Genomic DNA, 19,668 nt, shown 5'->3' with positions numbered 1-19,668 from the left:
TGTCTAGAAGAGGGTGTTGGTGTTGTCTGCATGGTCGGAGCTGTCGGCATCCGGCCCCGGCGCATTGCGCGCCGCTTGTTCGATGTCGTTCCACGCGGTACCGAGCTGATTGAACAACAGGGCATTCTTCGCTTCGCCACGCTGTTCGGAGACCTGGAACAGCAGGAAGGCGAGCTGTTTGCACAGGTCACGGTCGATGGAGTCGGGCACCAGAGCGAGCAGTCGCCCGGCGGACTCGACACCGTCCTCGTACTCGAGTGCCTTGGCGAGGTGAACCACGGTCTCCCAGGCACTGGTTTCGTTGTCTTCTGCCGGGTTGTAGCTGACTCCGCGGGAGGTCTCGTCGTTGTGGAGTCCCTCGGGTGAGTGGAGACGGACGTTCCCCTGACCGCTGTGCAGGATGCCGGCGCGGTGGAGATGGTCGACGGAGGTGTTGCGGGCGCGGGCGAGACTGTCGGCGTGGCCGTAGGCCTCTGTGCCGAACCCGTAGCTGCGGAACCATGCGAGCGCGAAGCGGGTGTCCGCGTCGTAGTCGCCTTCCTGTTCGCTGAGGACCTCGTCAAGGATCTCGTTGATGACTCGGAGTGCGGACCGGACGGTCATCTTCTTACCGTCGTTCTCAAGCACACCGCTGTACTTCGAGAACAGCCCGATACCCGGCCCGATGGCGGACTGCGGGAGATCCACCGGTGCCACCGTGCCACGCTGGAGGTCGCGGAGGGCACCGGGGAGCTTGGTCTTCAGCTCGCGGAGGAAGTCACGGCGGGTGGTGGTCGGCGCATCTTCAGGACGGGGACGGAGAACGAGGGCGATGGACGACGCGAGCGCATTGGTTCCGGACGCAACGGACCTGTTCGCCATCTCGGAACGCATTGGCCAGGTCGCAGTGATCTGCCAGCCTGATCGGATTATTCCTTCCAGGATTGTCTCCCAGCCCGTCGAAGAAGAATTATTTTCTGTCTTCACATCGTGCTGCTTAAAGGCGTAATACACAGTAGCGGGATAATCGATCCGTAGCTCACTTCGCGCTTTTGTGAAGAACTCGATGAATCCGCGTTCGAAGTACTGCTGCGCGCCTTCCTTTCCTCCGTGACGATAGGGATTTGCTACTAGTTCTTCGGTTTTTGGGACGAGGGATCGGTTGAATATCTCCGGATGGACATCTCGAAGAATTCTCCGAAGCCAGATGTAGAAGAAGTCTGAGAGGTCGGAGTATCCGATGTAGTCGTAGTACGGTGGGTCAGTGGAAAGTGCCTGGCCGCTGAGATCCGTATTGAGCGCGGATCTTAGCTGTGAAGTTGATTTTCGAATGGCGGGGGATGATTGAACTGACTTGGTTACCCAGTTTAATTGACTCAAGAAGCCGCCACTGGCCTTGGAGAATGGAAAAGCTTCGGCAAAATCCCATATCATGGGAAGCGCTTGAAGCGCGAAAGTATTGCGCATAGAGTCGCGACTTCGGTCCCACGAGCAGAAAGAAGACCAACGATCTGCGCAACGGCTCACAGTTAGGGCAAGCATTGTAGAGACTGCATCTGCTGTGTCGGGCGAACTTTTCACCGATATTGTTTCGTGCACCTCTTTTACGAGTGAGCTGAATGTGTCAAGTGCGACAATTTGGCGGCGAGTAAAAAGATCTGTGTAATTCTTGAAGCCATATGCCTGAACTCGGAAGCCGAGTGCCTTATCTGGGAGTGGGCTGAAAAGAGTATCGGATTCTGGCAATTCAAAGCATTGTCGATTCTCCTGCGGTTCGAGGAATTGGCGGAATGTTTTGTTTCCCTCCCTACCCTGAGTGACTGTGCAGATGAGCTGTGATTCTATTTTTCCTCGCTGACCCTCAGTGCGAATGTGGTCAAAGCTGACTGCCGTCCCGCATCCTATGCAATGGGCACCATTTCGGTCTACGGTTCCATCGTCCTTCTTCTTGGGCCCTCCATCTTTTCCTTTTTTGATCTTGTAATGGACGGTCCCGTTGTTGACGGTGGGGGTGAGGTAGGCCTCATGCCCAGATCTCTTCGACACCCACCAGGTGCTCGTGAGTGGGGCGGCGATTCCACAGGCGGGGTTGGGGCAGGTGACCGTGCGGGCCCAGAGCCACGCGATGACTGGTGCTTTCGTGCCGTCGGGCAGCTCCGCGTCAGGGTAGAGGTGCCCGATGCGTTTCTTGGCTTCCTCCAACATCCACTCGCCGTAGCGCTTCACATCTTCGGCGAGGCCGGTGGCTCCGGGCCACGATGAGTTGTCGTCGCTGTCGAGAAGCTCAGCTGCGCCCGGGAATACCGGAGGCTGGCCGGCAAACTTCGGAGGGATCTCGATGAGTGCCTTCTCCAGGAGGACCGCCACCGGATTCACGTCACTGGCGTGGACCTCCAGGCCCAGCCGCTGAGCTTCCAGCGGGATCGACCCACCTCCTGCGAACGGATCGGCGACAGCCGGCGGGTTGCCATCGGTGTACAGCATGATCTTCTCGCGAGCCTTGTCGAACCAGCCCTCAGGATCATTCTTCACCGTGTCCCAGTTCGAGATCTCCTCGATGATCCGGAACAGTTCGCGACGCTCCGCATCCTGTTCCTCGACCGTCGGGAACAGGTCCGGGCGCGAGCCTGGATCGTCTACGATCTGCGCAAAGAGAACGGCACGTGCCGTGGACGTCGGCTTGCGCGACCACCACAGGTGAAGCGTCGACGGATGCCCGTGGCGAATCGACTTCTCGCGTGCCGACTGCTCGTTGATCTTCTCCAGGGGGATGGATACCTCAATGAGCTTGCGGCGAACGGGGGCGGTGGAGGATGTCATCGGTGTTCTCTCAAGAAATCAAGGGCACATTAAAATGGGCCTACTGGGACAAGGGTGTGCTCGGAGATGGAGCCCGAAGCGGGCTCAGCGTGCTGCCGGCCGGGGTGCTACATGGGATCACCGCCCTGTTCCCAGGTCTTTTTCCAGTTCAGGGTGTATTTCGTTACCGGGAAGCTGTCGTCGAAGGCGGTCATGTTTCGGAAGAAGTCGGCGAGATAGCGGACCCGGTCATGCTCCGGCCCGTCCGGACTGACCTCGACCAGGGCCAGACGGTGATCCTTCTCGGTGTTCTTCCCGGTCACCACCTCCCGGTGGGTGATCGTGAAATCCCCCGCGCCAAGAATTCGCCCCTTGACCTCGATGATCACCGAGGGGTCGACCGACTCTGGTTCCCGCGAACTGACGTCGAAACCGGGGTTGTTGTGCGGCATCTCCCGGGGGATCCGGCCCAGCTGACGCTCGGCAGCTAAGACAGCGTCCACCGCACGTCGATCAACTTCCTCGGTGTCCTTGGCGTGTTGGGCCACCTCGTCTGCGTCGGCTCCGCCAATGAGCCGCAGCAGACCACGGGGCACGATCAACGCCCTGGCTGCGACGACCGGGGGGTTCGGTCGGAGGTGACGCCGACGGGTGATGTCGTCGGTTCGCTGGCGGAGCCTCGTGTCCAGCGCCCGTACCTGATTCATCAGCGCCGAGTGGGACTGAGGCGGTGGTTTCTTCGCATCACCGACGTCATAGGCGTCCTGCTGCTCCTGGGCCGCCGCCGCCTTGGTGGCGTGGTAGTCCATCTGCGCGGTCAGGCGGCGGGTGACAAGTTCCTGTTCACGGTCGAGTTCCGGCAGGATACGAGCCCGGGTCTCGCTCAACGTCTGCCTTACTCGGGTCGCGGTGACTTCCTGGCGCACCGTCGCCGACGGGTCGTCCGTGAGCCAGTCGTTCGCCTCCGTGGCTGCGCGGACGGCGTGCTCGGCGGACACCTCTCCGGGGAGTGGGTCGAAGTCCAGGTACGGGGCCATTCCCGCGTCCTCGACCGACAGGTCAGGATTCAGCCGGACGTAGGCGAACTCACGGTGCTGGGCGGTGCCGGCACCATCCTTTATCTCGAGCATGACCGCGGCGAGCAACCACGGGGTCGTCCCCTCGTCATTGGGGTCCACCAGCACCGCCCCGGTCTCCAGGGTCTCCTGCAACTGACTCGCGGTGATGTCAACCAGGCCGTCGAACAACGGATGGCCAGGGGAGATCAACTCGGTACGGTCGCGGTCGTCTGCGATCTCCGGCTCGAAGGTCACCAGGTCGTAGCGGTCTGCGACGGCGAGCCCATTGCTGCGGGCCCAGTCATGGACCGTGCGAGGGATACGGCGAACCGCGGCAGTGCCTTTCGCCTTCGGCACGTACCTGCCGCCCTGGTGCTCCAATGCCCGCCGAAAGAACTGGGCGATGTAGTGCGGCTGCAGCTTCCGGGCCCGCGCCGCATCCATGGCGTCCCGTAGCTGTTCGAGATCCCGACGGGAGAATGTCTCGGCGGCCAGTGCGCGTTCCTCCATGAGGTCGTCGAGCCCGTGTGCGACCTCGGAGTCAATGATCCGGTCGATCTCCTCCTGTCGTGCCGGATCGTCGATGTAGAGCACCGCGTCCATGATGAGGTCCCTCAGCGACTTGTCCCGGAACGCCTCACCGAGGACGTCGAAGACCTGGGTCCCCAACGCCGCACGCTGAGTCTCCATCTTCTCCAGGAGGCGCTTGTACACCGCACCCTCGCGGGTCTCGTCGGCGACGAGGTTCCACAGCTGGCAGACGTGTCGTTGGCCGATACGGTGAATCCGTCCGAACCGTTGCTCGATCCGGTTCGGGTTCCACGGCAGGTCGTAGTTCACCATGAGATAGGCGGCCTGTAGATTCAGCCCTTCACCTGCGGCGTCCGTGGCGACCAGGTACTGGACGCGGTCGTCGTTGGTGAAGTTGGCCTTGATGCGTTGCCTGTCCAGCCGGTTCGTGCCGCCGTGGATGGCCACGACCTCGCTGCCGGTGGTGTTCCGGATCCGGCTCACCAGGTAGTTGAGGGTGTCCCGGTGTTCGGTGAAGATGATCAGCTTGCGTCGCTCGCCGGTCGTTGAGTTGGTGAGCGTCTCCTTTTCGATGATGCGACGAAGCTCCGACCACTTCCGGTCCTCACCACTGAGAACTACGGTGTGGGCGGTGGAGACCAGGTGGCGGAGTTCGACAATCTCCCTGTCGAGTTCCGGAAGACTCTGGGCCGCCGTCGCAGGGCTGATGACGATCGTGTCCTCGGCGTCCTCGATGTCGCCGGCCGCGACGTCCAGGTCCTCGGTGACGGCGTCCGCCATCACCGACACCGCGTTGTTCACGGCGCTGTCGACGAAACTGCGCCCCGTCCACAGCAGGTCGCGGCCCTCCTCGGAGGCCTGTGCCATCTCGGTGCGGAACGACTCGAGTTTGTCGAGACGACGGCGCAGGGAGTTGTGGATGGCGTTCGGACTGGAGGCCAGACGTCGCTGGAGGACTGTCAGGGCGAATCCGACCGCCCGGCTCGCTGCACTGTTCAGCGACCTCTCCGCCCGCTTCATCTCTGTGCGGACGTACTGGGTCACATCCCGGTAGAGACGGTTCTCCGCGGGACTGAGCTGGTACGGGACGGTCACCGCCACACGTTCGGGGAACAAGGGGCGTCCGTCGAACGTGAGGAGCTCTTCCTTGACCATTCGGCGCATCAGCCCCGAGGTGTCGACAGTCCCGGCGTCGGAGCCTGTCTGAAAAGCCCCCTCGAAGCGGTCTGGATCCAGCAGGGAAAGGAAGGCCTGGAAGGCCTCGTTGTCACCGTTGTGCGGGGTGGCCGTCATCAGCAGGACGCTTCGGGAGATGTCGCGCAGTGACTCGCCGAGCTGAAAGCGTCGCGTCTTCTTCAGTTCCTTCCGGAAGCCCGAGGACGCCGACATCCTGTGGGCCTCGTCCACGATGGTGAGGTCCCACTCGGTGGCTCTGAGAAGGGGAAGCAGCTCGTCATCACTCCGCGCAACCGCGTCCATGCGCACGATCAGAAGGTCGTGGTCCTTGAAGGGGTTGCCGGACCGGGAGTTTTCCATGGCCCCCGGCGAGAGGATGTGGAAGTGCATCCCGAACTTCTCCCGGAGTTCCTCCTGCCACTGGGGTGCGAGTCCGCCGGGACAGACGATCAGGCACCGGTCGACGTCCCCGCGCAGCATCAGTTCCTTGATGTAGAGGCCCGCCATGATTGTCTTCCCGGCACCGGGGTCGTCCGCGAGGAGGAAATGCAGGGGGATGCGCGGCAGCATTTCCTCGTAGACAGCCCTGATCTGATGGGGGAGGGGCTGGATGTCACTGGAGGTCACCGCGAGCATCGGGTCGTGGAGACCGGCGGTCTGGATGCGCAGTGCTTCGGCGGCCAGACGAAACTGTTCGGCATCGCCGGTGAAAAGCGCAGCGTTGTGTGGATTGGCGAGCGACAGGCCGGCGAGGTCGTCGGAGAACAGGACTGCTTCGTCGATGTCGCCACGTGGATGTCGGAAGACGAGGATTGCGCCGTCAGCGGTCGGGGTGACCTGGACGATGTCCACGGCGTGGTCGCTCAGGCCCAGGAGCTTCTGGCCGGGACGGAGATCGTCGACGCTCAACGGCTCCGACGAGACGTCGACGTCGCTTCGGTCGACGTTCATGCAGGCTCCAGCGTGGAAGGTGGGGTACGGGGCGATTGAGGCACAATCTAATGTGCTGACACTACCTCATTGTGCGGGCACATTCTTTTGTATGCAATCCCCGCCGCCGGACCTCGACTGGAAGACCTACGGGTCGGCCCTGGCGCACCGCATCCGTCTACTCCGCGTCGACGCAGAGATGACGCAGGAGGAGCTCGGCGAGCGGGCGGGGATGAGTCGGAATCAGGTTCAGAATTTCGAGCGAGGTCACGGGACGGGGAAGAACGGCCGCGTCCTGAACCCCACCATGGAGAAGATCTACCAGTTGGCGTTCGCGTTGAACGTGCCTCCGGCGGTGCTACTGCCGGATGTCGGACGTAAAGTTGAGACGCGGAGTCGGTCCGCGGAGAATCCCCCGACGCTGGAGGAGATTCAGAATGTCGACATCGTGTGGCCGCACGCGGTGGTCATCGGCGATGAGGACGGGGATGCTCGGCGGTAGTCAGGTATACCGCGAGGTATTCTCGGTGCTTGGCTACCACGACCGAGGTTTCGGTCGAGCTCCGCGAGCGCATCAACCGCCGCGCGCGGGAGTAGGGGGTCACCGCGGCCGGATTCCTGGCCACGCTCGTGGACAACGACGCGAGACAGAAGAGAAGGGCGGCTTTCGGACGCGCCGTCGCCACCGCGGGCGAACCACGATGAGTGAGGTCGACATGTGGCTACGTGACGTCCTCTCTCTTCCCTGACGTCCTGCCCCGCCAACCGGTCTCAACCATGTCCGGCCCCTGCACTAGACTGTGCAACCGTGACTGATCAGACCAGCTCCAGCGCAGCAGCCAGCAATTCCGGGACCGGTAACCGGGCGGACCAGCTCCCGAAGCAGTGGACCCCGGCCGACGTCGAATCCGATCTCTACCAGGGGTGGGTGGACGCCGGCTACTTCCACGCGGACGCCACCAGTGACCGTCCGCCGTACTCGATCGTCCTGCCGCCGCCGAACGTCACCGGCCAGTTGCACATGGGTCATGCCCTGGACCACACGCTGATGGACGCGATGGCACGCCGTAAGCGCATGCAGGGCCACGAGGTGCTGTGGCTGCCCGGTTCCGACCACGCGGGCATCGCCACCCAGACCAAGGTCGAGGGCATGCTCAAGGACACCGAGGGCAAGGACCGCTTCGACTACGGTCGCGAGGAGTTCACCGCCAAGGTCTGGGAGTGGAAGGAGCAGTACGGCGGGGTCATCCAGTCGCAGATGCGCGCCATCGGCGACTCGGTCGACTGGGAGCGTGAGCGCTTCACCCTGGACGACGGGCTGTCCCGCGCGGTGCAGACCATCTTCAAGGAGCTCTTCGACCGCGGGCTGATCTACCGCGCCAAGCGCATGGTCAACTGGTCCCCGGTGCTACGCACGGCGATCTCCGACATCGAGGTCGTCTACTCCGACGACGAGGGTGAGCTGGTCACCCTGCGCTACGGTGACGCCTCCGGCGAGGGCCCGCACGTGGACGTCGCCACCACCCGTGTCGAGACGATGCTGGGTGACGTCGCCGTCGCCGTCCACCCCGAGGACGAGCGCTACACGGACATGGTCGGCTCCCGCCTGCCGCACCCGTTCATCGATGGGCACAGCATGGTCGTCATCGCCGACGACTACGTCGACCCCGAGTTCGGCACCGGTGCGGTGAAGATCACCCCCGCGCACGACCCGAACGACTTCGAGATGGGCCGTCGCCACGACCTGGACATGCCGGAGGTCATCGACGAGACCGGGCACATCGCGAACACCGGCACCCGGTTCGACGGCATGGACCGCTACGAGGCCCGCGAGAAGATCCGTCTCGCCCTGGAGGACCAGGGCCGGGTCGTCAAACGCATCAGCCCCTACGTCCACTCCGTCGGACACTCCGAGCGCTCCAAGGAAGCCATCGAGCCGCGCCTGTCCGAGCAGTGGTGGGTCAAGGTCGGGGAACTGGCGACCATGGCCGGCGACGCGGTGCGCGAGGGCGACACCGTCATCCACCCCGCCTCCCAGGAGCCGCGCTGGTTCGACTGGGTCGACGACATGCACGACTGGTGCATCTCCCGTCAGCTGTGGTGGGGCCACCGCATCCCGATCTGGTACGGACCCGACGGCGAGATCGTCTGCTGCGGCCCCGACGACGAGGCCCCCACCGGCGACGGCTGGCACCGTGAGGAGGACGTGCTGGACACCTGGTTCAGCTCCGCACTGTGGCCGTTCTCCACCATGGGCTGGCCGGAGGACACCGACGAGCTGGCGAAGTTCTACCCGACTTCGGTGCTGGTCACCGGCTACGACATCCTGTTCTTCTGGGTCGCGCGCATGATGATGTTCGCCACCTTCGCCGACACCATCGCCGGGTCCACCCTGGACGAGGGTGAGTCCGGCACCACCGCCGACCAGCGTGCGGGCCGCCCCCAGGTGCCCTTCATCGACGTCTTCCTCCACGGTCTGGTCCGCGACGAGCACGGCCGCAAGATGTCGAAGTCGCTGGGCAACGGCATCGATCCGATGGACTGGGTCCGCGACTACGGTGCCGACGCCCTGCGCTTCACCCTGGCCCGTGGCGCCAACCCCGGCACCGACCTGCCGATCGGCGAGGACTCCGCCCAGTCGTCCCGCAACTTCGCCACCAAGCTCTTCAACGCGACGAAGTTCGCGCTGATGAACGGTGCCCGGGTGCTGCCCACCGACGAACAGGACGCCTTCCCGTCCCGTGAGGCGCTCACCGACCCGGACCGCTGGATCCTCGACAAACTTGAGGAACTGCGCGTCCACGTCGACACCCACCTGGACCGTTACGAGTTCGCCGTGGCCAACGAGGCGCTCTACCGCTTCACCTGGGGCGAGTTCTGCGACTGGTACCTGGAGATCGCCAAGGTCCAGATCCCGCGCGACTGGGACGCCGCCACCGAGGACGAGCGCACCCGCGGCGAGAACACCCGCCTGGTGCTCGGGCGTGTGCTCGACACCGTGTTCCGTCTGCTGCACCCCTCGATGCCCTTCGTCACCGAGACGCTGTGGACCGTGCTCACCGACGGCGTCGCGGGCTACGCAGACAGCCTCGTCGTCACCGACTGGCCCACCGCGGCCGAGACCAACGGTGGGGCCGCCACCGACGCCGACGCCGTGCGCCGTCTCGACGACGTCGAGAAGCTGGTCACCGAGATCCGCCGCTTCCGCGCCGACCAGGGGGTCAAGCCCTCGCAGAAGGTGCCGGGACGGTTCGACGCCGCGGCCGCCGACCTCGCAGGCCTGGAGGACGCCGTCCGCTCGATCGTGAAGCTCACCGCACCGGACGACGACTTCACCCCGACCGCGTCGGTGGAGCTGCGACTGTCGGGCGCGACGATCACGGTGGAGGTGGACACCTCCGGCACCGTCGACGTCGCCGCCGAGCGCAAGCGACTGGAGAAGGACCTCGCCGAGGCGAACAAGGAACTCGAGCGGGCGGACAAGAAGCTCGGCAACGACAACTTCCTGGCCAAGGCGCCGGAGAAGGTCGTCGCCGAGATCCGGGAACGACGGGGCGTCGCCGCCGACGAGGTCGAACGCATCACCGCGCGCCTGACTGACCTGGCAGGGAAGTGACCCGCACACCGTGACTGACAACACCGAGGACTTCGGCGAGGCGACGCTCAACGCCACCGGCCTGGATCTGCCGATCGATCTCACCGAGCCGGCGAACAGCGACGAAGACGCCGCGAAGCTCGCCCGACCGGTGACCGCCGACGACCTCGCCGCCCTGGCCGAGGTCGAGGCCGAACTCAACGAGCGCTGGCCCGAGACCAAGATCGACCCGACGCTGGACCGTATCCGCCGGCTGATGGACCTGCTCGGCAATCCGCAGCGCAACTACCAGGCCGTGCACGTCGCCGGCACCAACGGCAAGACCTCGGTCACCCGCATGGTCGAGGCTCTGTTGCGCGCCTTCCACCGTCGTACCGGACGCACGACCAGCCCGCACCTGCAGCTCGCCACCGAACGCATCGCGATCGACGGCGTCCCGCTGCACCCGGCGGACTACGTGCGCACCTGGCGCGAGCTCGAACCCTTCGTTGCCATGGTCGACGCCGAGTCGGAGGCGGACGGCGGCCCCCGGATGAGCAAGTTCGAGATCCTCGTCGCCATGGCCTACGCCGCCTTCGCCGACGCCCCCGTCGACGTCGCCGTGGTCGAGGTCGGCATGGGTGGCCGCTGGGACGCCACCAACGTCATCGACGCCGACGTCGCGGTGGTCACCCCCGTCGGACTCGACCACACCGACTACCTCGGCGACACCCTCGCCGAGATCGCCGGTGAGAAGGCCGGCATCATCAAGCAGCGCTGGGACGCCGACGACCTGCTCACCCCGCCGGACAACGTCGCCGTCATCGCCGAGCAGGAACCCGAGGCCCTCGAGGTGCTGCTGCGTCAGGCCGTCGAGTCCGACTCCTCGGTCGCGCGCGCCGGCAGCGAATTCGCCGTCGTGGAATCCACCGTCGCCGTGGGCGGGCAGACACTGACGCTGAAGGGGCTCGGCGGGGTCTACACCGACATCTTCCTGCCGCTCTCCGGAGCACACCAGGCCCGCAACGCGGCCACGGCACTCGCCGCCGTCGAGGCTTTCTTCGGTGCCGGTGCCGGACGCATGCTCGACGAGGAGACCGTCCGGCGCGGATTCGCGCAGGTCACCTCCCCGGGGCGCCTGGAACGCGTGCGTGCCACCCCCAGCGTCTTCATCGACGCCACCCACAACCCCCACGGTGCCCGCGCACTGGCGCAGGCCGTCGACCGGGACTTCTCGTTCCGGCGGCTGGTCGGTGTCCTGGGCGTCCTGGGGGACAAGGACGCCCGTGGCATCCTCGCCGCACTCGAGCCCGTGCTCGACGAGGTCGTCGTCACCCAGAACACCTCGCCGCGGGCCGTCGACGTCGAGACCCTCGCCGAGTACGCCCGGGACGCCTTCGGTGAGGAGCGTGTCCACGTCGCGGCGAACCTGCCCGGTGCCGTCGAACTCGCCGTGGAGCTCGCCGAGGACGACGGTGGATTCGGTGACACCCAGGTCTCCGGTGCCGGTGTCCTGGTGACCGGATCGGTCGTCACCGCCGGCGAGGCGCGGACCCTGTTCGGAAAGGACCCGGCATGACCACGGTGTCAGAACTGCATGTGGCGCCGAAGCGCATCGCCCTCTACCTCGGCTCAGCCCACGGCGACAGCCCCGCCTACCGCGACATGACCGTCGCCGTGGTCCGCCACCTGGCGGAGCACGGGCACTCGCTGGTCTACGGCGGCGGCTCTGTCGGACTGATGGGGGTGGCCGCGGACACCGCCCTCGACGCCGGTATGGACGTCCACGGGGTGATCACCCGGCACCTGTACGAGGGGGAGACCGGTCACACCGGGCTGACCAGCCTGGAGATCGTCGAGACGATGACCGAGCGCAAGAACCGGATGGCGGAGACCGCCGACGCGATGGTCACCCTGCCGGGAGGCATCGGCACGCTCGAGGAGTTCTTCGAGGTGTGGACCGCCCAGGTCCTCGGGATCCACCACAAACCCGTCGCGCTGATGGACGTGGACGGTTACTGGACCCCGCTGCTCGGCATGCTCGACCAGATGGTCGCACGCGGGTTCTTCGCCGCCGAACACCGGGACGGCCTCATCCATCTCACCGACGCGGCCGGACTGGGCACCGCGTTGGACTCGTGGGCCCCGGCTGCGGCAAAGTGGTCGTCAACGACCCGTGCCACCGCGGGAACGACGACCAGTGAAACGAGGATGTCGTGAGTGACAACACCACCCCGCTGGGGCCCGCACACGAGATGCAGGTCGACCCCTTCAAGGGGTTGAAGGGCATGATGGCCGGCATCATGCTCATGGAGGCGATCACCGTCCTGCTGGTGCTCGCCGTGGTCGGCGTCATCGATGACGGTGCCCACGCCACGCCGTTCAACATGGGCTATGTCGCTGTCCTGGGGGTGGCGATGGTGGTGGCGTCGTTCCTGCAGTTCCGGCCCTGGGCGGACAGGATGAACATCGGCCTGCAGGTCTTCGCCGTGATCGGGGTGATCGTGCACCCCACGATGCTGTTCGTCGCGGTCCTGTTCATCCTCGCCTGGTGGTACACCTACCACCTGCGGGCGAACGTGAAGAGCCGCATGGAGAAGGGGCTGCTCCCGGCGCAGCACTACTACGTCGCCGAGGAACGCGACTGAGAACGACCCGCGCCCGGTGACGGGGCGCGCGGCGGCCGGTCAGGACTCGCCGGCGTGCTCGAGCACGTACTCGTCGGTCTCCGGGGTGGGGGAGGCGACCGGCCCGTCGTACCCGTTGCGCTCGATCCACGACGCGACGAACTGGCAGGACGGGACGACGGTGAGGTCCTGCGCCTTCGCATCGGCCAGCGCCTCGCGCACCAGGATGCTGCCGAGTCCGCGTCCGGCGAAGTCGTCGCCGACGATGGTGTGGTGGAAGATGCGTTCTGACCCGCGGTCGACGAAGTAGGCGGCGCCGGCGCGGGTGTCGTCCGCGAGGTAGATCGCGTAGGCGTTCCCCTTCGACGTCAACCGGACGGTGACGGCGTTGCCGCTCCTGTCGGTCAGTTCACCCATGATGTGTCTCCTTGCTCCCGTACGCACGCCGAAGCGTTCTGTTCATGTCATTCCAGGGTCAAACCTATCAGGGAATCGCCGGTGCCGGGGGTACGATATTCCTACGATGAATAGCTACCGTCGCGGGGAACGGGTCCTCGCCATGTCTCTCGCCGCTGTCGCCGGATACGCCGACTCCCTCGGGTTCATGTTCTACGGCGGGGTGTTCCTGTCGTTCATGTCCGGCAACAGCACCCGGCTGGCGGTCTCCCTCGTGGAGGACGACGCCGACCTGATGCGGTTGGCCGGACGGTGCATCGTGCTGTTCATGGTCGGGGTGATGTGCGGCGCGCTGGTGCACCGCCTGGTCACCCGCCGGTGGAGCCGGTACAGGGCGCGGGAAGCGGTCCTCACCGCCGTCTGCGTGTTCTTCCTGGCGGCGTCCGCGGCACTGGCCTCCGGTTCGGAGCCGCTGGCCCTGATGCTGCTGTCCGTGGGGATCGGTGCGATGAACTCCGTGTTCGAGCGGGACGGGGAGGTCTCCATCGCGCTGACCTACGTGACGGGGACGCTGGTGAAGGCCGGCCAACGGTTCGTGGACTCCTTCTTCGGTGGACGTGTCTCGGCCTGGGTGTATCCGCTGCTCATGGCGGTCTGCCTGTCGTCGGGTGCGATCGTGGGGGCGGTGGTCTTCTTCAACCTCGGACTGGTGGCGATCTACCCGTTGACCGGGTTCGTGGTCGTGGTGACCGTGGCCAACCAGGTGGTCCGGGACGGTCGTCGACGTCGGGGGTTGCCCCTTTAACTCCCGTTCATCGGTGTTCTGTAGGCTGACACGCATGACTGAACGTACTCTCATCCTCATCAAGCCGGACGGTGTCTCCCGCGGCCTCGTCGGCGAGATCATCGCCCGCATCGAGCGTAAGGGCCTCACCCTCTCCGCCCTGGACCTGCGTGTCGCCGACCGCGAGACCGCCGAGAAGCACTACGCCGAGCACGCCGACAAGCCGTTCTTCGGTGACCTGGTCGACTTCGTGACCTCCGCACCGATGATCGCCGGCATCGTCGAGGGCGAGCGGGCCATCGACGCCTGGCGTCAGCTCGCCGGCGGCACCGACCCGGTCTCGAAGGCCACCCCGGGCTCCATCCGCGGCGACTTCGCGACCTCCGTCGGCGAGAACGTCGTCCACGGTTCCGACTCCCCGGAGTCCGCAGAGCGCGAGATCGGCATCTGGTTCCCGAACCTCTGATCTCCGTACCGGCTCCCCGTCACGACCCCACGAGTGGTGGTGACGGGGAGTTTTCGTCGCTGTCATCTGGGTCGTTCCCCAGGGAGAAAAACGGGCCGTCCGTGACCTGGGGGACGGCTCAGATCGTGGAGCTGACCGGTCCGCGTGCCACTGCGTCGCGTCCTTCCCCGGTCAACGTGATCCACTCGATGACGGTGGTGGCGTTCTTCCTCTCGCGCAGGACGACGGCCAGGCTGCGCGCGGTCAGCGACCGTAGCGCGGCGTCCACCGAGCCGTCCTGCACCAGTGGTGCGGCGAGGTCGGCGAGGACGTCGCGGCGCACCTGGCGTCCCCCGGGGACGGCCTGGGCGGCGTAGAGGGTGGAGGCGACGGCATCGGTGTCGTCGGCCGGAGCCCAGTCCGGCTCGGTGGCGAAGACCCGCGACAGGGGGACGTAGCCGGTGGGGCGCGCGGCCTCCAGCACGAAAGCACGCCAGAACACGAGAACGCTGACGACGGTGACCGCGGCGGCGTAGACCCACCCGACGGTGGTGGAGTTGATCGTCTGGCCGACCCACATCAGGGCGTAGATCCCCGGGGCAGCGAACGACGCCAAGGTGCGCAGGTCCTTGTTCGGGCTGCGCGGTTCCTCCACGGTACCTCCGGCCTCGGAGGACGTCTCGTCGTCGGCGCGCATCGGGGCGTACTCGTTCTTCCTCATCCCCGTCGCCCGCAGCGAGAGGCCCAGGTACAGCGCGGCGATCAGCAGCACAGGAGCGGCGAGGTAGAGCATCCACGGGCCGGCCACCGGTGACGATGAGGCGCCGACGAAAGCGGAGGTGAGGACAGCCGCCAGGATGCGCCAAGGCAGTGCCGGGGTGACAGAGGCCCGGATCTGTTCGAGAGTACGGAGTTCCTGGCTCATATAAGACACATTAACCGGCGGGGGCGGCCGCCGGCGGGGACGGGGCGTGGCGGGACGAACACCGCGGACCCGGTGTGCAACAATGTGCGGAGACACGTGCAGCACCCGGGAGACGGTGTGCTCCGAATGTCGGACAGATTTCTAGGCACGACAACCGTGCAGACAACATCGAATATGAATGCCACGGCGGCAACCCCGTGCGTCTCAGGAAGACCTCGTGTGGCTGCGACCTGATCGGACCGATCACAGCGCCCGCTTTGTCCCCGGAACCAGTTCGGGGTCGTTTTCCCGGGGACGCCGCGAGACCGCCACCCCGACGAGGACGTCGGTGTGGCGGGCGGTCGGGAACCGACGTTGCGTCCGTGGCAGGTCAGAGGAGAAAGTATGGCGAATACAGGCCAGGAACTTGCCGCAGCGGCGGCAGACGTGACGGTCGACGACCTGGGGGAGAAGGTCCGTGTGCACGCACTGGCCAAGGCCCTCGGGATTCCGAGCGCTCAGATGATCACTGTGCTGGGGGAGCACGGGGTGGAGAACAAGCGTGCCACGTCGACCGTGACACGGGCGGACGTGGCGCGTGTGCTCGGCGAGATTATCGCCGCCGAGAAGCCGGTAGAGAAGGCAGCGAAGAAGCCGGCGAAGAAGCGCGCACCGAGGACGACGGCGACGAAGAAGTCGCCCGGTGCAACGACGCCCCGTGAGCCGACGCCCGACGCTGAACCCCCGGCGGTCAGTGAATCCGAGACCGTCACCGAGCCCCCGGCTGCACAGCAGGCGGCCCCGACGCGCCGTCGTGGCGGGCGCTCCGGCAAGGTCACCCGCAAGGCCGCGGCCCCGGTTTCCCCTGTCGAGGCTGTCGAGCCTGCGGCGGAGCCGGCACGGCAGTCCGCCACCGCCACACCTGCGGCGGAGACCGTCGAGTCGGCAGAAGCACCGCAGGAGCAGAACGCGGGGTCGGCGTCACGTCGTCGGCGCCGTCGGCGTGTGAGCCGTCCGGCCACCCAGGAGGCCCCGGCGGAGAACGTGGTGCAGGAGCCGGCACCGAAGAAGCAGGAGCCGAAGAAGCAGGAGGTGGCGGCCGGGGACCCGCAGCCGCAACCTGAGCAGGCTGAGCAACCTGAGCAGGCTGAGCAGGCTGTGGAAGCACAAGAACAGCCCGCACGTCCGGTCGTGCGCCGTCGCATCGTCCGCCGCGTGGGCTCCCGCAGCGCTGCGGCAGGCGCGGAAGAACTCCGCCGGGAGCGGCAGCGGGAGGCGGCTGCAGAGTCGCGTTCCACCGGGGACGACCCGGGCGAGAAGTCCGGGGACGGGCATGGCGAGGCGGCCGCGTCATCGCGTCGTCGTCGGGGAAGTCGGGGTCGGGGCCGTGGGCGCGGTGACCAGGGTGACCAGGGTGACCAGGGCGACCAGAAGGACGGCGGCACTACGTCCGCCGACGTTACGCCGTCCCGAGGCAATGACCGGACGTCCAACGAACCCACTCCGTCCGCCGCGGCCGGCGGGCCGGCGGAAGAGCAGGTCCCGGTCGTCGACGAGCCGGTGAAGCTCAAGGGCTCGACCCGGCTGGAGTCCAAGCGTCGGTGGCGTCAGGAGCAGGGCAACGAGAAGCACCGCTCGGTCACCCGCGCGGAGTTCATCGCCCGTCGGGAGAACATCTTCCGTTCCATGGTGGTGCGCGACGCTCACCGGCACGACGGCAACGGGTGGACCACACAGGTCGGTGTGGTGGAGGACGGTCTGCTCGTCGAACACTTCGTCACCAGTGACGACCAGCAGTCCACCATCGGCAACATCTACCTCGGCCGCGTGCAGAACGTCCTGTCCAGCATGGAAGCGGCGTTCATCGACATCGGAACCGGCCGCAACGCCGTGCTCTACGCCAGTGAGGTCGACTGGCGCTCCGAGCACATCCGTGGCCGTTCCCGACGGATCGAGTCCGCGCTCAAACAGGGCGACCAGGTGCTCGTCCAGGTCATCAAGGAGCCGTTGGGCCACAAGGGTGCCCGGCTGACCAACCGGGTCAGTTTCGCCGGACGCTACCTCGTCTACGTCCCCGGTGGGCGTACACAGGGGATCTCCCGGAAGCTGCCGGAAGCTGAGCGCAAACGACTGAAGTCGGTCCTGCAGCGCGTCGTCCCCGAGGACGGGGGCACGATCATCCGCACCGCTGCGGAAGGTGTCAGCGAGGAGAAGATCGCCGAGGACGTCGACCGGCTGCACCGCCGGTGGGTCGACATCACCGAGAAGGAGAACACGGAGAGGGCGAAGAAGGGCGCCACCCCGGTAACCCTTTACGAGGAGCCGAACCTCCTGGTCAAGGTGGTCCGGGACATGTTCAACGAGGACTTCAACGAGCTGGTCGTGGACGGTCGTCGTTCCTGGCAGCGGGTGCGCGACTACGTGCACCGGATGGCGCCGGACCTGGAGCCCCGGGTGGTCAAGTGGAATCCGGATGACCACGGCGGTGATGACGTCTTCGCCGCCTACGAGCTGGACGCCCAGCTCGCCAACGCCCTGAGCAGGAAGATCTGGTTGCCTTCCGGCGGCTACCTGATCATCGACAAGACCGAGGCGATGACCGTCATCGACGTCAACACGGGCAGTTTCGTCGGCTCCGGCGGCAACCTGGAGGAGACGGTCACCAAGAACAACCTGGAGGCGGCGGAGGAGATCGTCCGCCAGATGCGGTTGCGCGACATCGGCGGGATGATCGTCGTCGACTTCGTGGACATGGTCCTCGAGGAGAACCGGGACCTGCTGCTGCGGCGGTTGACCGAGTTCCTCGCCGCTGACCGGACCCGTCACAAGGTGTCGGAGGTGACGAGCCTCGGACTGGTGCAGATGACCCGCAAACGGCTCGGTGCCGGGCTCGTGGAGACGTACTCCACCGAGTGCGAGACCTGCCAGGGACGCGGCATCGTCCTGCACGATGACCCGGTGCAGCACGACGACGCCGACGACCAGGAACGACGCGACCACGGCGGCCGGGACGGGCTCCGGCAGGCGCGGCACGAGCAGGAGATCCGCCGTCGCTACGAGGACAGCGCGATCGAGGACGCCCCCGCCCCGGCGCAGGAGGACCAGCAGGCCACTTCCGACGTGGCCACGACGGTGCATGCCGCGTCGGACCACCGTCACGGGGAGTCCGTCCACGACATCGTGGCACATGCTCTGAGCCGTGCCGGCGCGGAGGACCCGGACGAGCCGACGGGCGCCGACTATGTGGCCGACGAGCCTGAGGAGACTGGCGAGGCTGGTGACGATGGCGACGCTACGGAGGCGCTGCTGCGCGGGATCGTGCAGGAGGACGCACGGCCGGACAGTGCTGCAGGTGCAGACGAGGCAGACGAGGCAGACGGGTCGGCTGAGTCGACTGAATCTACTGAGCCGGGTGACCCGGGTGAGGCTGCTGCGACGACCCGGCGCAAGGACCGGCGTGGACGTCGGGTGGTGCGCCGCGTGACTCCGGTCGCCGAGCCGGAGCAGGACGTCGAACCGGAGCCGGAGGAGTCGGCGGCCGCCGGGAACTTCGCCTCAGCGAAGGAGGCGTTCGAGCGTTCACCGCGGCGTCGCCGTCGGGTCCGCGGGAACTCGCGCTCCGACGTCGCGCCACGTCCCGAAGATTTCGGTGGCTCTCCGGAGCCCGCTCCCGTGGAGCCGGACAGCACGGAGAAGCCCCGGGAGCAGACCGCGCAGGTGCGGTCCGACCGCCGTGGTCGCCGTCGGGTCGTGCGCAGCGGACGGTAGCGGGCGGCATCGGTGGGTACCGGTGGGTGCCAGCCGACCAGAATCACCGGCGTGTCGTTACCGTCCCCGGAGAGGCAGTGGAGATTTTGTTTTCCCGGGGTAGGGCGGTAGCCTTGCAACGTCGCTGTTCGACCGTTGGTCGATCGTGTCCGTCAGTCCCTGTCCGGGACTGCGGTTGCGCCGCACGTCCGGTGCAGGGTCGTTTACGTCGAACGCAGTGAAATAAGCATTGAAGTCCAGTCAGATTGCCTTTTCAGGCCGTGTCCCGCGAGTACGTCGGGGCGGACGGTGGAGGGGCGGCCTGAGCCGAGTAGAGAAACAAAGGGGTAGCCCTTCCATGTACGCGATCGTCAAGACCGGCGGAAAGCAGTACAAGGTTGCCGAAGGTGACCTCGTCAAGGTCGAGAAGATCGAGGGAGAGCCGGGTTCGTCCGTGGCTCTCACCCCGGTTCTCCTCGTCGATGGCGCTGACGTCACTTCCGGTGACAAGCTCGCCGACAAGACCGTTGCAGCCGAGATCGTCGACCAGACCAAGGGTAAGAAGATCAACGGCATGCACTACCGGAACAAGACCGGTTACAAGCGTCGTTACGGTCACCGTCAGAAGCTGACCGTCCTCAAGGTCACCGGCATCAAGTAAACCCAGCGACCGCTGCGTCCCGCGCAGCGGTACGACCTTTTCCGAGGAGGGAAAAGA

Annotated in this window: 13 protein-coding genes; 9 read left to right on the top strand and 4 right to left on the bottom strand. The window is 66.1% G+C overall.

Annotated features, from left to right (window positions below):
- Positions 1 to 3: 3 nt before the first annotated feature.
- Positions 4 to 2,799 carry a DUF1156 domain-containing protein gene (locus PQI66_RS05590; RefSeq protein WP_339996638.1) on the bottom strand — a complete coding sequence of 932 codons (2,796 nt, stop codon included), beginning with the start codon at positions 2,797 to 2,799 and terminating at the stop codon, positions 4 to 6.
- A gap of 107 nt (positions 2,800 to 2,906) precedes the next feature.
- Positions 2,907 to 6,494 carry a helicase-related protein gene (locus PQI66_RS05585; RefSeq protein WP_339996636.1) on the bottom strand — a complete coding sequence of 1,196 codons (3,588 nt, stop codon included), beginning with the start codon at positions 6,492 to 6,494 and terminating at the stop codon, positions 2,907 to 2,909.
- 91 nt (positions 6,495 to 6,585) lie between these two features.
- On the opposite strand from PQI66_RS05585, the gene PQI66_RS05580 reads away from it, so the two are divergent.
- The 5 genes from PQI66_RS05580 (at position 6,586) to PQI66_RS05560 (ending at position 12,695) form a co-directional block, all read left to right on the top strand.
- Complete coding sequence (locus PQI66_RS05580) at positions 6,586 to 6,975, top strand: helix-turn-helix domain-containing protein (RefSeq protein WP_339996635.1); 390 nt, start codon at positions 6,586 to 6,588, stop codon at positions 6,973 to 6,975.
- A 306-nt stretch (positions 6,976 to 7,281) separates the two neighbouring features.
- Positions 7,282 to 10,089, top strand: a complete 2,808-nt coding sequence (locus tag PQI66_RS05575; protein WP_445227999.1) for a valine--tRNA ligase — start codon at positions 7,282 to 7,284, stop codon at positions 10,087 to 10,089.
- Positions 10,090 to 10,099: 10 nt separating this feature from the next.
- Positions 10,100 to 11,626: a bifunctional tetrahydrofolate synthase/dihydrofolate synthase gene (folC, locus tag PQI66_RS05570; protein WP_339996634.1), complete on the top strand. Its 1,527-nt coding sequence runs from the start codon at positions 10,100 to 10,102 to the stop codon at positions 11,624 to 11,626.
- Positions 11,623 to 12,267, top strand: a complete 645-nt coding sequence (locus PQI66_RS05565; RefSeq protein WP_339996633.1) for an LOG family protein — start codon at positions 11,623 to 11,625, stop codon at positions 12,265 to 12,267. Before folC ends, PQI66_RS05565 begins: the two co-directional genes overlap by 4 nt.
- The gene (locus PQI66_RS05560; protein WP_420100368.1) at positions 12,264 to 12,695 is read left to right on the top strand and encodes a DUF4233 domain-containing protein; all 432 of its coding nucleotides are present in this window, start codon (positions 12,264 to 12,266) and stop codon (positions 12,693 to 12,695) included. The genes PQI66_RS05565 and PQI66_RS05560 overlap by 4 nt, the downstream gene beginning before the upstream one ends.
- Positions 12,696 to 12,734: 39 nt before the next feature.
- Here PQI66_RS05560 and PQI66_RS05555 read toward each other — a convergent pair whose 3' ends face one another.
- Positions 12,735 to 13,091 (bottom strand): GNAT family N-acetyltransferase, encoded by a 357-nt coding sequence (locus tag PQI66_RS05555; protein WP_339996632.1) that lies wholly within the window; start codon positions 13,089 to 13,091, stop codon positions 12,735 to 12,737.
- Positions 13,092 to 13,197: 106 nt separating this feature from the next.
- Here PQI66_RS05555 and PQI66_RS05550 point away from each other — a divergent pair, with 106 nt between their 5' ends.
- A complete protein-coding gene (locus PQI66_RS05550; protein ID WP_339996631.1) occupies positions 13,198 to 13,875 on the top strand; it encodes a YoaK family protein in 678 nt (225 codons plus the stop codon).
- A gap of 34 nt (positions 13,876 to 13,909) precedes the next feature.
- Positions 13,910 to 14,320, top strand: a complete 411-nt coding sequence (ndk, locus tag PQI66_RS05545; protein ID WP_339996630.1) for a nucleoside-diphosphate kinase — start codon at positions 13,910 to 13,912, stop codon at positions 14,318 to 14,320.
- A 118-nt stretch (positions 14,321 to 14,438) separates the two neighbouring features.
- Here the strand turns inward: ndk and PQI66_RS05540 are convergent, their stop codons facing one another.
- Positions 14,439 to 15,224: a hypothetical protein gene (locus PQI66_RS05540; RefSeq protein ID WP_339996629.1), complete on the bottom strand. Its 786-nt coding sequence runs from the start codon at positions 15,222 to 15,224 to the stop codon at positions 14,439 to 14,441.
- Between the two features lie 384 nt (positions 15,225 to 15,608).
- Between PQI66_RS05540 and PQI66_RS05535 the strand changes: the two genes are divergently transcribed.
- Both PQI66_RS05535 and rplU read left to right on the top strand, forming a co-directional pair.
- Positions 15,609 to 18,971 (top strand): translation initiation factor IF-2 N-terminal domain-containing protein, encoded by a 3,363-nt coding sequence (locus PQI66_RS05535; protein WP_339996628.1) that lies wholly within the window; start codon positions 15,609 to 15,611, stop codon positions 18,969 to 18,971.
- A 337-nt stretch (positions 18,972 to 19,308) separates the two neighbouring features.
- Positions 19,309 to 19,611: a 50S ribosomal protein L21 gene (rplU, locus tag PQI66_RS05530; protein WP_339996627.1), complete on the top strand. Its 303-nt coding sequence runs from the start codon at positions 19,309 to 19,311 to the stop codon at positions 19,609 to 19,611.
- The last annotated feature ends 57 nt before the right edge of the window (positions 19,612 to 19,668 follow it).

Source organism: Corynebacterium sp. USCH3 (assembly GCF_037619475.1).
GTDB lineage: Bacteria > Actinomycetota > Actinomycetes > Mycobacteriales > Mycobacteriaceae > Corynebacterium.
This window is presented reverse-complemented; position numbering and strand designations above follow the sequence as displayed.